The sequence below is a fragment of the Trinickia mobilis genome (assembly GCF_017315705.1).
GTDB lineage: Bacteria > Pseudomonadota > Gammaproteobacteria > Burkholderiales > Burkholderiaceae > Trinickia_A > Trinickia_A mobilis.
The window spans coordinates 1-12626 of record NZ_JAFLRF010000025.1 but is presented as its reverse complement, the minus strand read 5'-3'; the positions used below and the strand labels follow the sequence as shown (position 1 = coordinate 12626).

The following is a 12626-nucleotide window of genomic DNA, read 5'->3' as shown; positions in this document are numbered from 1 at the left end:
GCTTCAGCGCTTACTCTGATCCCATGCAAGGCTCGCGCCCGCGGCGAACGCATCGGCGTCTTCGAAAGCGAACGCGTTCACGTCGGCGAGCGCAAGCGGCGCTTCGCAGCGCGTTTCCAGATAGAAGCGCCACAGCACGTTGCGCGCGGCCTTCATCCGGTACGCGCTCGACGCGCGCATATCGGTGAGCGGCTGGTAGTCGGACGCGAGGGCGTCCATGGCGCGGCGCGCGGCCGTTTCGTCCCATGCCGAGCCGTTGAGAGCGGCCTCGGCGTGCTCCGCGCGCTTGGGCGTCGCAGCCATGCCGCCGAACGCGATGCGCGCCTCGGTGATCCGTCGGTCCGTCACGTGAAGCGCAAAGGCGGCACAGACGGCCGAGATGTCCTGGTCGTAGCGCTTCGCTACCTTGTAGGTGCGAAAGCGCAGATCGGGCGCGGGGCGCGGCACGCGGATCGCGGCGACGAATTCGCCGGGTTCGAGCGCGGTCTTCTGATAGCCGAGGTAGAACGCGTCGAGCGGCAGCGTGCGCGTGTCGGCGCCGTGGCGCAGCACGACTTGCGCGTTCAACGCGATCAGCGCGGGCATTGAATCGCCGATCGGCGAGCCGTTCGCCACGTTGCCGCCGAGCGTGCCCGCATTGCGGATCGGCAGCGAGGCGAAGCGCGTCCACAGCTCGGCGAGTTCGGGATAGTCGGCGGCGAGGGCCGCATACGCGTCTTCGAGCGAGGCCGCCGCGCCGATCGTGAGCGTCATGCCGTCGCACTTGATCGCCTTCAATTCGGCGACGTTGCCGATGAACAGGATGTCGCCGAGATCGCGGAATTGCTTCGTTACCCACAAGCCGACGTCCGTGCTGCCCGCGAGGACGCGCGCGCGAGGATGCTGCGCGCGCAGCTTGGCGAACGCGTCGAGCGTGGCCGGCGCCCAGAACGAGGACGTGCCGAATTCGGCGCCGCGCGTGTCCGCAGCGGTGTAGGTGAACGTATCGCCGCGCTGGATCGATTGCAGCGCGCGCGCGATTGCCTCGCGATCGAACGCCGCGCGCGGGTACTGCGGATAGTCGAACATCTTCTGCGCGGCATCGACGATCGGCCGGTAGCCGGTGCAGCGGCACAGGTTGCCGGAGAGGGCGGCGTTGATTTCGTCGCGTGTCGGCAGTCCGCTCGACGCGGGCTGGTTCTCGTAGAGCGCCCACATCGACATGACGAAGCCCGGCGTGCAAAAGCCGCATTGCGAGCCGTGGCAATCGACGAGCGCCTGTTGCACCGGATGAAGCGCGCCGTCGGCGGCACGCAAGTCCTCGACGGTGAACAGTGCGCGGCCGTCGAGCGTCGGCAGGAACTGAATGCAGGCATTGACCGCTTTCAGCGCCAGAGCGCCGCCCGCGTCGAGCTCGCCGACGACGACCGTGCACGCGCCGCAATCGCCTTCGGCGCAGCCTTCCTTGGTGCCGGTGCAATGGAGGTCTTCGCGCAGATGCTGCAGCACGGTGCGCGTCGCGGGCACGCCGGAGACTTCGCGGACGGCGCCGCGATGATAGAAGCGGATGGGATGCGTTGTCATAGCCAATCCAGAGACATTGCGGATCAGGCGCGCGTTACGCATGGCCGAGAGCCCTCTGGCCTCGCGCACGTAGATCGCCATCCATGGTTGCAAGATAGCACCGTCCATCTCAGGACAATATTCCGCGATGGTGATGCGGGCTATCAGCCGCCGCCCATGACAGCTTTGCGACGCGGTGCGCGCGCCGTGGCGGCAATCCGGCGCACATCGCGGACGGCCGCGCGGGGCAAGGCTTGCGCCGGATCGCGCAAGGAAGGCCGGCCAGCGGCGGCGCGCGCGCGGAGACAAACTAGGTGTTTACACGCAGACCGGGGCCGGATCCTGCCTTCAAGCACGGCTCGGCGAGATTGCCGGGCACGCCCCCGGCGAGCACTACAGCGCGCGGCGGGCCCGATGGCGCCACAAGCTCGCGACGACCGGCACGAAGATCGCCACAAACGCGATCAGGGCCCAGCCCGGCAGCAGGATGCCGAAAATCGGCGGATACACCGTTTCGCACAGGCCCCCGACCTTGAACACGGCGGGCAGCCAATGCGCGGGCGGCAGGCTGTCGACGACCGGCTGCAGCGCGTCGAAGCCGCAGCTGAAGCCGGGGTTCAACTGGATGTACACGTGGCGCACGGCCGCCGCGATGCCGGCCGCGGCGGTGATGGCAATGAGCGTCTCGAGCACGGCGACCCCGCGCCAGCCTTTCATCGTCGCGCCGAAGAACGCGAAGAACGCGACCAGCGCGAAGAAATAACGCTGGATGATGCACAGCGTGCAGGGATCTTCGTTCTTGACGAACTGCATGTAGAGCGCGCCGGCCAGGAGGCCCAGGCAGACGAGGCCCAGCAGGACTAGGAGGCGGCGCTCGCGGCGCAGCAACGTGGTGTTGTCGTTCATGAGAGAAAAATTGATTTCGAAATGGGTAGAACCGGGTGATTTTAGTGCGCTTTTCGAACACGCAATTCTTGCATCAACACCACCTCGGCAATTCGACTCCGCGCCGCGCACAGGCGGCGTGTTTGTCAGATGCCGCGCCGCTCAGCGAATCGGGTTCAACACCCGTTCCACCGCGAGGCCGATGCCGAGCAGGGCGTCGTCCGCATGCGGCGCGGCGGCGAGCATGAGCCCGACCGGCGCGTCGCCGCGCGCATGGCACGGCACCGACAGCGCGCACGCGTCGAGCACGTTGAACACGCTCGGATTGCGCAGGACGAGCGCATTGATGCGCGCGAACGTCTCGTCGTCGTGTTCGAGGTCGGCGAGGCGCGGCGGAGCGATCGGCACCGTCGGCGCGACGATCGCGTCGAAGCGCTGCCATAGCGCGTGCCGGGCGGCGTCGAAGAGCGCGGTGCGCTCGGCCAGCAGGTCGAGATAGTCGGCGGCCGTGGCGGTTTCGCCTTTCAGGATCCGGGCGAGCACGCGCGGATCGTAGATGTCGCGGTGCTTCTCGATCAGCGGCCGATGCCACGCGTACGCTTGCATCGACGAAAAGCCGATGCCGTTGATTTCCTGCCAGCGGTCGAGCGGCGCGAAGCGCACCTCGGAGACGATCGCCCCGGCTGCTTCGAGATGCTTGAGCGCGGTATCGACGGCCGCAGCCACAGCAGGCTCGACATCGTCCGTCACGTAGTGGCTCAGCACGCCGAGGCGCACGCCTTCCAGCGGGCGGCGCGCGGGCACGCGCGGTTCGAGCCCGGCGAGCAGGCGGTCGACGAGCGCGCAGCACGCGACCGATACGCCGATCGGGCCGAACGAATCGAGCGTACTCGAGAGGGGCACGCCGCCTTGCTTCGGAATGCGGCTGGCCGTCGGCTTGAAGCCCGCCAGGCCGCACATCGCGGCGGGGATGCGGAGCGAGCCGCCCGTGTCGGTGCCGAGCGCGACCGCGGCCATGCCGTCGGCAACCGATGCCGCCGCGCCCGACGACGAGCCGCCCGCCACCCGCGCATCGCCCGGAACGTCGCGGCGGTACGGCGAGAGCGGCGTGCCGTAGTGCGGATTGAGGCCGAGCCCGGAGAACGCAAACTCGCTCATGTTCGTGCGCCCGACGATCACCGCGCCCGCGCGCTTGAGCCGGGCGACCGCGATGGCGTCGGCGCCGGCCGGGGCGGCGCCGGCCAGCGCGCGCGAACCGGCGCGCGTGACCTGGCCTTCGATGTCGAACAGATCCTTGACCGACACCGGGATGCCCGCGAGCGGCGAGAGTACGGTGCCGGCGGCGCGCAGGCGGTCGTGCGCGTCCGCGGCGGCGCGGGCGCTGTCGGCGTCGACCTCGATGAATACGGTCGAGCCTTGGCCCGACGGTTCGGCGATTCTGTCGAGCGCCGCGTCGACGAGCGTGCGGCTCGTCGTTTTGCCCGCGGCGAGATCGGCGGCGAGTTGAGCGAGCGGGGCAAACGGGGTGAAGTCGGCTGACATGGCGATGAGATTGGGGCGGTTGGGATCCGTACGCAGCGCGGCGCGGTTGCGGCGAAACGCGCGCTTGCGTGCGCCGGCATGTGCTGGGTCGTCTCGAAAGTCGGGTGGGCGGATGTCGCTGGCATTGTAGAGCAAGGCTTCGCGGCGGGGCGGCCCGGGTGCGCAGGGAGCGCGCGTTTGCGGCCGCCGCGCTCACTAGCGGATAATGGGACACTCTCCACCGTTCGCGTGCCAGGCGCGCCTGCCCTAAAGCCATGAGCGAAAACACGCCGCCCAACGCCGGTAGCCCCGGCTCTGCATCCGCTTCAACCGGTCAATCCCAGGCTTCGAATCCCGCCCCGCAGCGCGCCGCGCATGAGGCTGCGGCACAGGAGGTGCCGGATCACGCGGCAGCCGCACTGGCGGAGGAGCCGGCGCCCGCCGAACAACCCGAGGCGGCGCCGCCAAGCGCCACGCGTCAAGGCACGCCGCCGCCCGGCTTCGGCGCGCCACCGGATTTCGATACGCCGCGCCCGCCGCCCCCAGGCTCGGTGCCTGCCGCGCCGCCCGCCTACCTGAGGCAAACCGATTCGGCGTGGTCGGTGCTGGGCCGCACGGTCGCGGCGCGCGCCCGGCGGCTCTTCGACCGGGCCGGCCAGCGCATCACGCAACGCACGCTGCGCATCGGCGTATCGGCGCGCATCTTCCACCCGGAGCCCGGCGCGAAGGGCCTGCGCGGCAAGACGCTGCAGTATCTGGAGGAGTCGATCGCCCACTGGGTCATGTCGCGCGACGTGCTCGTCTTCATGATTCCGACGGTCGGCCATCAAGGAATGCTGCATCCGAGCAACATCCGCTTGCGCGACTACGCGAAGCATCTGGACGGCCTGCTGCTGCAAGGCGGCGCCGACGTCTCGCCGCAGTCTTACGCGGAGACCTCGAGCCGCCCCGAATGGCCCGGCGACCGCGTGCGCGACATGTACGAGCTCGAGCTGCTGCACGAATTCGTCGAGTCCGGCAAGCCGGTGCTGGGCGTCTGCCGCGGCTGCCAGCTCATCAACGTCGCGTTTGGCGGCTCGCTCTATCAGGACATCGCGACCGATGTGCCGACGGCCGGCGTCCACGTCAACGAGCACTACGACCAGCACCGCCATGCCGTCCGCTTCCCCAGCGGCTCGACGCTCGCCAGCATGTTCCCCGGCCGGAGCGAAGCGGTGGTCAATTCGATTCACCACCAGGCCGTGAAGACGCTGGGCCGCGACTTGAATATCGAGGCGGTGTCGTCGTCGGACGGGATCATCGAGGCTGTTCGCTACCGGCGCGCGCCGTTCGTGGTGGGCGTGCAGTGGCACCCCGAGTTCCATCGCGCGGGCGGTCCGGAACTGCTCGACTGCACGCCGCTGCTCGACACGTTCCTGCGCGTCGCGCGGGAAACACGCTTCTAGGCGCGGTTCTGGCTGGCCTTGTCGAGCGGCCGTTTCTGTCGCTCGATAAGGCCACCGCCGCAAAAAAACGGCTCGACGTTTGGTCGAGCCGTTTTGCCTTTGACGCTCTGCGTTACATGCCGAACTGGTTCGGCGAATCGGTGATGCGCCGATGCGTGACGTGGTTGACCCAGGTCGTATCCTTTGCGTAGCCGGGGAGACCGGCGGCATGGCGGCCAGGGGCGGCTGCGGGCCTCGCTGCGGCGACTGCCGTGCTTTCTGAGTCCGGCTCGGCGGGAGCGGCGGGTTGCGACGTCTCTTGCTGCGCGGCCGATGCATCTGCGACCGATTGGCCCGCGGCGCGCTCCGCTTGTTGGTCGGCGTAGATAGGTGCCGTGGGCGGGAGCGTCGCAGGGAGCGGCGGACGGCGGACCACTGTTTCTGGCCGCACCGCCGGTTCCGCGCGATGCCGTGGCATCGGGGCGTGTTCGTCCGTGTGGGTGCTCGGTTGCGGAAGCGGCTCCAGCGGAGCTGCCGAGGCCAGTTCAGTGGCGGGCTTGTCCTTCGCTGCCATGGTTGCCGGCGCGCCGGCAGCTGTCGAGATCTGGACCGCGGGCTCGGCGGGCTCGATGGGACCTTCCGTCGATCCGCGCGAGGCATCGCCGCCGCGGGCAGCGTACCGCTCCGTGGGGCTTGGCGGTAGGTGGCTGAGCACGATCCATGAGAGCACCGCCGCGCCGGCCAGCGCGCAAGCAGCGCCGATCTTGCGCTCCCGCGGCGTCGAACGGATGGCGGTCGCGATCGGCCGGACCGGAGGCGCCGGAGAAATGGGGGCGGCTTTGGGCGCCGTGGAGACGGGTTCGGCAGACGGCGCCGGGGCGGGCGTTGGCTTTTCCGCCGTCCGCTGAGCGTCCGGCTTGGCTGTCTGCCACCGCCGGTTCACGCAGAAGGTTTCCAGAACCGCCGCATAAAGCGTGGGAAAGTCGGCTCGAAAATCGACTTGCGGCAGCGAGAATCGCCATTCGCTGCCAAACGACGGAGTGGGATCGCCCAGGGGACGCATTCTCGGCAACGCGAGCGCGCCTCGAATGACCGCGCGAGGTAAGGTCGTCATCGGATGTGTTGACAGCGGTGGCATACAACGATATCGGGATGCGGCACTTTCGAGACGGGCGCTCGCAAACGCCTGCACAGAGAGTTCCGCGATGTGCAGCCGATGATGCTCGTTCACTGTCCGTCTGACGATCAGACTTGTCCTAAAAAGCCTGAATTGGTTTTAGTAACGGAGCGGGAGTCGGGGGCAATCAAAGCGCCGCATGATCCAACGCATACCGTCCTTTTTTACGGGCGTTTAAGAGGGGCAGCGCGCATTGTGCCGATCCGGCTTAGCTCAACCGGTACGCATAGCGCAGCGCGGTCACATCGATGCCGCCCATGTGGTCCGGTTCCCTGCCCGCAGGCTTCCAGCCCTGGCGCTCGTAGAACGCGATCGCGGCCGTATTGCCTTCGAGCACATACAGATGGATCTGCGATTCGCCGCACGCACGCGCCCAATCCTGCGCCGCGCCGATCAGCAGCTTGCCGATGCCGATCCGCTGGCGCTGCGGCAACGCATGAAGGTTGTCGAGGAGCGCGCCCCAGGCCGACCCGATCGGCCGCTCGACGCAAACGAACCCCACTGCCTCGCCCGCCAACTCGGCGATCAGGACGAGCCGCCGGCCGTCGTCGGGCGCGTTCATCCGCTCGTGCCAAAACGCGGCGCGCTCGTTGGCGACCTGGTCGTCCAGGAATTCGTCGGGCAGGATGCCCCGGTAAGTCGCCTGCCAGCTTGCCGCGTGAATGGCAGCAAGGAGGCCCGCATCGGCGGGACTCGCGTGACGCAACGTGATAGGCGCGGGGAGTGTCATCGAAAGCGATGGAAAAATCGTATTGCGGCCAGTTTACTGCCTGGCCGCGGCTCGCTGTCAGCGAGCCGAATGGGTAAATACGCGAAGATGCCGTCGGACGTGCGGACCGCCGGCTTTTCGCTCGCGTACCGCCTGGCGACGACCATCGGCGGTTTCACGCCGGCGTCGATGCATGCGGCTCGCGCCGCGCGTCAAGCGCCGCGCACTTCGCGCGCGACAGCCTCGATCACCTCTTCCCAAGCCCCCGGTGTGCGCTGCCGCACGAGACGCGCGCTCGGATACCACGGGCTTCGGTCGCTATCGACGAACCATCGCCAGTCCGCGGCGAGCGGCAGCATCAGCCACAGCGGCTTGCCGAGCGCCCCGGCGAGGTGGGCAATCGACGTATCGATCGACACCACCGCGTCGAGCCGGTCGACGATGGCGGCCGTGTCGGCGAAATCGCCGATGTGCTCGTCGAAGCGATGAATCGACACGGCGCGCGGGTGCGTGTCCAGAGCGCGGCGCTCGTCGGCGCTCAAGTCGGGCTGCAGCACGATCCAGTCGATGCCTTCGAGCGCGAAGAGCGGGTCGAGCGCGGCCAGCGGGATCGCGCGGTTCTCCCGCGCCTGAATGCGGCCCGACCAGGCGAGGCCGATCTTGCGCTTCGCATGGCCGCCGAGCGAGCCGCGCCAGCGGCGTTGATAGTCCCTCGGCACGTCGAGGTACCGGGCGCGCGCGGGGAGCGTGTCGGCGGTTATGCCGAGCGCGAACGGCAAGCTGAGGAGCGGACAGCGCAGGTGCGCGAGCGGCCGCGGCGCGCCGCGCGCAACCATCTTGATCCGCCACTTTTCCGCGAGCGGCGCCACGAGCGGCAGCAATTCGGGCTGCACTTCCAGCACGACGAGCGCCGCGCGCTCGCGCACGAGCGGCATGAAGCGGATGAATTGCAGCGTGTCGCCGAAGCCCTGTTCGGCTTCCACGAGCAATGTTTCTTGATCCAGGGGCTCGCCTTGCCAGCGCGGCAGCGGCGTTGCGGCGCCGGACGTGTGGGCGAGCGCCTTCAGCCGCCATTCGTATTCGGGCAAGCCGCGCGTGAAATCGCCGAGCGTGAGCAGCGTGAGCGCGCGGTTCATATGCGCGGACGCGAGATCCGGACGCAGCCGCAACGCCTGGTCGAACGCGCGCAGCGCAGCGGTGTGCGCGCCGAGCGCATGGTGCGCGGTGCCGAGATTGAGCCACGCGAGGCAGAAGGTCGGATCGAGGCCGACCGCAAGCTCGAAGCGCTGCGCCGCCTCGGCGTGCCGCCCCAGCGCGGCGAGCGCGTTGCCGAGCCCGAACAGGGCCGGCGAAAACGGCGCGTGCAGCGCGAGCGCGGCCTCGAATGCCGCAACCGCTTCTTCGTGCCGGCCGATCGCATCGAGCGTGTTGCCGAGATTGAAGTGCGCGGCGACAAAGCGCGGCTCGGCGGCGGTCGCCGCGCGAAATTGCGCGAGCGCCTCGTCGGCCCGGGCGAGCGCCGCGAGCGACATCCCGAGATTGTTGTGCGCGCCCGCATGCCGCGGGCGCAGCTCGAGCGCGCGCGAAAACGCGTCGATCGCCTCGTCGTGGCGCCCGAGCGCATGCAAGGCGTTGCCGAGGTTGTTGAAGGTCGACGCGTCGCCGGGCTTGAAGCGCAGCGACTTTTCGAACGCGAACAGCGCGTCTTCGTGACGGCCGGCGGCCGCGTACGCATTGCCGAGGTTGTAGTGGGCAAGCGCAAATTCCGGCGCGAGCGTGAGCGCGTTGCGAAAACGCTCGATCGCGCCGTCGAGCTGGCCGAGCGCCTTCAGCGCGTTGCCAAGGTTCAGTTGCAGGGCGGCGTCGTGCGGACGCAAGTCGACCGCGCGGCGCACCAGTTCGGCCGCCTCGGCGTGCTTCCCTTGCTGATGGCGCAGCACGCCTAACAGGTGCAGCGCGTCGACGTGGGCCGGATCGGCGTCGAGCGCCGCGCGGTAATCGCGCTCGGCGTCGGCGAGCCGGCCTGCGCCGTGGGCCGCGTAGGCACGGTCAAAAAGGGGTTCCATGACGGGCAGATGCGGACAGGCAAACGCCGCATTCTCCCACACTCGCCGGGACGCCCCCGCTTTCGGACGAAGGCCCGCGTGGTCTATAACAAGGGAACGGTCGTCCCTCCGATGTCGCGACGACGCCTTGATCCTGCGGTACCGTGGCTGAAGCGCTCGAACCTTCCACGACTCGACCATGACGGCACCCCCTTCGCACGACCCCGCGCATGACCACGATCACGGCGGCGGCAGCCACGATCGTCAGGCGCATTCGCACGGCGGCCACGATCACGGCGCAGGCGGCGGACATCACCACCATCATCACCACGCGCCCGCGCCGGGTCACGGACGCGCGTTCGCGATCGCGGTCGCGCTGAACCTCGCGATCGTCGTCGCGCAGGTCGTCTTCGGCGTGCTCGCGCACTCGACTGCGCTCTTCGCCGACGCCGGCCACAATCTGTCCGACGTGCTCGGCCTCCTGCTCGCCTGGTGCGCGATCTGGCTGGCGAAGCGCCGTCCGTCGGCGCGCTTTACGTTCGGCTACGGCAGCTCGTCGATTCTCGCCTCGCTCGCCAATGCCGCGCTGCTGCTGTTCGCGAGCGGCGCGATCGTCGCGGAGGCGATTCAGCGGCTGCTGAATCCGGCGCCGGTCGCGGGCTTCGACGTGTTTGTCGTGGCGGCCATCGGCATCGTCGTCAACGGTTTCTCGGCGTGGCTCTTCATGCGCGGCGACCAGGACGACCTGAACATCCGCGGCGCGTTCCTGCATATGGCCGCAGACGCGGCGATCTCGGCCGCGGTGGCCGCGAGCGGTCTCGTGATCCTCGCGACCGGCCTTACGTGGATCGACCCGGTCATGAGCCTCCTGGTCGTCGCGGTGGTCGTCTACGGCACCTGGGGGTTGCTGCGCGATTCCGTGCACATGGCGCTCGCCGCAGTGCCTCCCGGCGTCGATACGCAGCGCATCCAGCGCTACCTCGCGGCGCAGCCGGGCGTCGCCGGCGTGCACGATCTGCACGTCTGGGCGCTGTCGACCACGGAGAGCGCGCTTTCCGCGCACCTCGTGATGCCGGCGGGCCACCCGGGCGATTCGGTGCTCGACGGCATCGTGCGGACGCTGCGCGAGCAGTACGCGATGCATCATGCGACGCTGCAGGTCGATCTCGGCACGAGCGAGCATCATTGCTCGCTCGATCACCGGGACTATTGAGGGCACGGAGCGCTGTAATCCGGGCGTCCGCTACGGGCCGTCCCCCACGGGGACTTCCTGCGCCCCGAAGGAAGTGGCCTTGGGACGCGGGGGGGGTGTGCCTCAAGCGGGGAGGGCGGCGTACACTGGCTGGATGTTGCCCGTTGGAGGACACGCATGAGCGCCGACGTCCACCCGAACGCGCATCCAGTGCTGATCGTCGGCGCGGGTCCGACTGGGCTTGCCGCCGCGATGAGCCTGGCGCGGGCGCGCATTCCCGTGCGGTTGATCGACAAGTCGCCGCAGCCGTCGCCGTTTTCGCGCGCGATCGGCATCCAGGCGCGCACGCTCGAATTGCTGGAGCAGCACCGGATCGTCGAGCCGTTTCTCGAACTCGGCCATCGCGCACGGGCCGCCAATCTCTATTCGAACGGACACCGGCTTGCGCGGCTCGATTTCGATCCGCTGCAGACGCGCTATCCGTACCTTCTGTTTCTCGATCAGAGCGTCACCGAGCGGCTATTGGCCGAGCACCTGGCGACGCTCGGCGTGACGGTCGAGCGCGGTGTCGAGCTGACGGGGATGACGCCGGGTGCGTCGCGGGTCGAGGCCGTGCTGTCGCATGCCGATGGCCGCAGCGAGATCGCGCACGCGGCGTATCTGATCGGCGCCGACGGCGCGCACAGCACGGTGCGGCATCTGCTCAGCGTGGGTTTTGCGGGCAAGACGTTCGAGCAGACGTTCTTGCTCGCGGATCTGCAGGCCGTATCCGATTGCTCCGACGACGAGTTTCATATTTTCGCGTCGGGCGAGGGGCTCGTCGGGCTGTTTCCGTTGGGCGGCGGGCGTCATCGTCTGATCGCGGACAACCCGCCGTCGCTGGCCGCAGTTGTCGCCGGCACGACGGCGGAAGCGAACGCCGCGGCAACCCATCAGGCGATCGCATCGCCGGCGGCTGCGCCGTCGCTCGACGAATGCCGGCAGATTGCCGCGCGGCGCGTGCATGGCCGGCTCGATCTCGATACGCTCGCGTGGTCGTCGTATTTCCACGTGAACAGCCGGATGGCCGAACGGTTGCGCGCGCAACGGGTTTTCCTCGCGGGCGATTCGGCCCACGTCCATAGCCCCGCCGGCGCGCAAGGGATGAACACGGGGATTCAGGAGGCGTTCAATCTAGGCTGGAAGCTCGCGCGGCTGATGTCGGGCGGCGCACCCGATCAGTTGCTCGACACGTATCAGGCCGAGCGTCTTCCGATCGAGCGCGACGTGCTGCGCCAAACGAGCTTCATGATGCAGATGGCCGAAGCCGAACACGGTCCGCTCAAATTGCTGCGCGACCGCGTGATGCCGGTGCTCGCCACGCTCGGGCCGCTGCGCGATGCGGCGCGGCTCACGGTCAGCGAGTTGTCGGTGCAATACCGGCGCAGTGCGCTCTCGCTCGAACGCGTGCTCGACGGCGGGCCGCGCGCGGGTGAGCGGGCGCCTGATGCGTTGGTTCATGTGGTCGACGGTCCGCTCGGGCGTGCGCCAGGCATTGGCCGCATCTTCGATTTGCACGACCCGGGGTTCTTTTCGCTGTTCCTGTTGGTTGCGGCGGAGCAGGACGGCGACACGCCGTTCGACGCGCCGGCGCGCGCCGCGCCCGCGCTCGACGCCGAACTCGCCCGGCTGGCTCAGGATCTCGAACGCGCGCTGCCGGGCGCGGTGCGCATCTGGCACGTGTCCGAAACGCCCCGCGACGGCGCGCCCTCGCTTAGCGAGTCGTATGGACGCACGCGGCCGGCGTTCTATCTCGTGCGGCCGGACGGTTATATTTGCGCGCGCGGCCGGCCGGCGTCGGACGGCAACGCGCTCTTGCGCCACTGCGAAATGTGGTTCGGGCGGACGCGAGAGCACGGCTAGGGCGGGCTTGTCCGGCGCACGTTTTTTTCGTTCCCGCTTTGGCGTTGCTTCAGTCGAACCCCATCAAACCGCAGCAGCCGGCGTCAGCGCGTCGCGCGATTTCGTCAGCGCCTCCCTGACGATCGGCGCCATCGACGCAGCCGCGTCCGGCTCATCGAGCGCCGCGAGGATCGCACGCCGCATGCGCGGCTCCCAGAAACGGCGAATGTGATCGGCGACGCCGGCGAGC

10 protein-coding genes are annotated in these 12626 nt (G+C 68.8%); 3 read left to right on the top strand and 7 right to left on the bottom strand.

All coding sequences use genetic code 11. The annotated features are described in order from the left end of the window. Positions 1-3 precede the first annotated feature (3 nt). From xdhA to J3489_RS25940, 3 genes are all read right to left on the bottom strand, one after another. Complete coding sequence (xdhA, locus tag J3489_RS25950; RefSeq protein WP_207002973.1) at positions 4-1563, bottom strand: xanthine dehydrogenase small subunit; 1560 nt, start codon at positions 1561-1563, stop codon at positions 4-6. Between the two features lie 372 nt (positions 1564-1935). Continuing rightward, complete coding sequence (locus tag J3489_RS25945; RefSeq protein WP_207002972.1) at positions 1936-2448, bottom strand: disulfide bond formation protein B; 513 nt, start codon at positions 2446-2448, stop codon at positions 1936-1938. Positions 2449-2589: 141 nt separating this feature from the next. Beyond that, entirely contained in the window at positions 2590-3969 is a 1380-nt protein-coding gene (locus J3489_RS25940) for an amidase (protein WP_207003080.1), read from the bottom strand. Positions 3970-4223: 254 nt separating this feature from the next. Here J3489_RS25940 and J3489_RS25935 point away from each other — a divergent pair, with 254 nt between their 5' ends. After that, positions 4224-5393: a gamma-glutamyl-gamma-aminobutyrate hydrolase family protein gene (locus J3489_RS25935; RefSeq protein WP_207002971.1), complete on the top strand. Its 1170-nt coding sequence runs from the start codon at positions 4224-4226 to the stop codon at positions 5391-5393. Positions 5394-5505: 112 nt separating this feature from the next. On the opposite strand, the gene J3489_RS25930 is transcribed toward J3489_RS25935, so the two are convergent. The 3 genes from J3489_RS25930 to J3489_RS25920 form a co-directional block, all read right to left on the bottom strand. Beyond that, on the bottom strand, positions 5506-6486 hold the full coding sequence (locus tag J3489_RS25930; protein WP_207002969.1) for a hypothetical protein: 981 nt from the start codon (positions 6484-6486) through the stop codon (positions 5506-5508). 271 nt (positions 6487-6757) lie between these two features. Then, positions 6758-7279, bottom strand: a complete 522-nt coding sequence (locus J3489_RS25925) for a GNAT family N-acetyltransferase (RefSeq protein ID WP_207002967.1) — start codon at positions 7277-7279, stop codon at positions 6758-6760. 191 nt (positions 7280-7470) lie between these two features. After that, positions 7471-9324, bottom strand: coding sequence for a tetratricopeptide repeat protein (locus tag J3489_RS25920; protein ID WP_207002965.1), 1854 nt, complete (start codon positions 9322-9324; stop codon positions 7471-7473). A 178-nt stretch (positions 9325-9502) separates the two neighbouring features. On the opposite strand from J3489_RS25920, the gene J3489_RS25915 reads away from it, so the two are divergent. Next, positions 9503-10516: a cation diffusion facilitator family transporter gene (locus J3489_RS25915; RefSeq protein ID WP_207002962.1), complete on the top strand. Its 1014-nt coding sequence runs from the start codon at positions 9503-9505 to the stop codon at positions 10514-10516. Positions 10517-10672: 156 nt separating this feature from the next. Continuing rightward, on the top strand, positions 10673-12397 hold the full coding sequence (locus J3489_RS25910; protein WP_207002960.1) for an FAD-dependent monooxygenase: 1725 nt from the start codon (positions 10673-10675) through the stop codon (positions 12395-12397). Between the two features lie 63 nt (positions 12398-12460). Here J3489_RS25910 and J3489_RS25905 read toward each other — a convergent pair. Next, a partial coding sequence (locus J3489_RS25905; protein WP_207003078.1) for a formate dehydrogenase subunit delta occupies positions 12461-12626 on the bottom strand: 166 nt, incomplete at its 5' end.

What these genes read in the sequence shown, in the direction of transcription:
- J3489_RS25930 (WP_207002969.1), bottom strand. Translation starts at nt 6,486, where the DNA reads ATGACGACCTTACCTCGCGCGGTCATTCGAGGCGCGCTCGCGTTGCCG.
- J3489_RS25915 (WP_207002962.1), top strand. Translation starts at nt 9,503, where the DNA reads ATGACGGCACCCCCTTCGCACGACCCCGCGCATGACCACGATCACGGC.
- J3489_RS25945 (WP_207002972.1), bottom strand. Translation starts at nt 2,448, where the DNA reads ATGAACGACAACACCACGTTGCTGCGCCGCGAGCGCCGCCTCCTAGTC.
- J3489_RS25940 (WP_207003080.1), bottom strand. Translation starts at nt 3,969, where the DNA reads ATGTCAGCCGACTTCACCCCGTTTGCCCCGCTCGCTCAACTCGCCGCC.
- J3489_RS25925 (WP_207002967.1), bottom strand. Translation starts at nt 7,279, where the DNA reads ATGACACTCCCCGCGCCTATCACGTTGCGTCACGCGAGTCCCGCCGAT.
- J3489_RS25920 (WP_207002965.1), bottom strand. Translation starts at nt 9,324, where the DNA reads ATGGAACCCCTTTTTGACCGTGCCTACGCGGCCCACGGCGCAGGCCGG.
- J3489_RS25910 (WP_207002960.1), top strand. Translation starts at nt 10,673, where the DNA reads ATGAGCGCCGACGTCCACCCGAACGCGCATCCAGTGCTGATCGTCGGC.
- xdhA (WP_207002973.1), bottom strand. Translation starts at nt 1,563, where the DNA reads ATGACAACGCATCCCATCCGCTTCTATCATCGCGGCGCCGTCCGCGAA.
- J3489_RS25935 (WP_207002971.1), top strand. Translation starts at nt 4,224, where the DNA reads ATGAGCGAAAACACGCCGCCCAACGCCGGTAGCCCCGGCTCTGCATCC.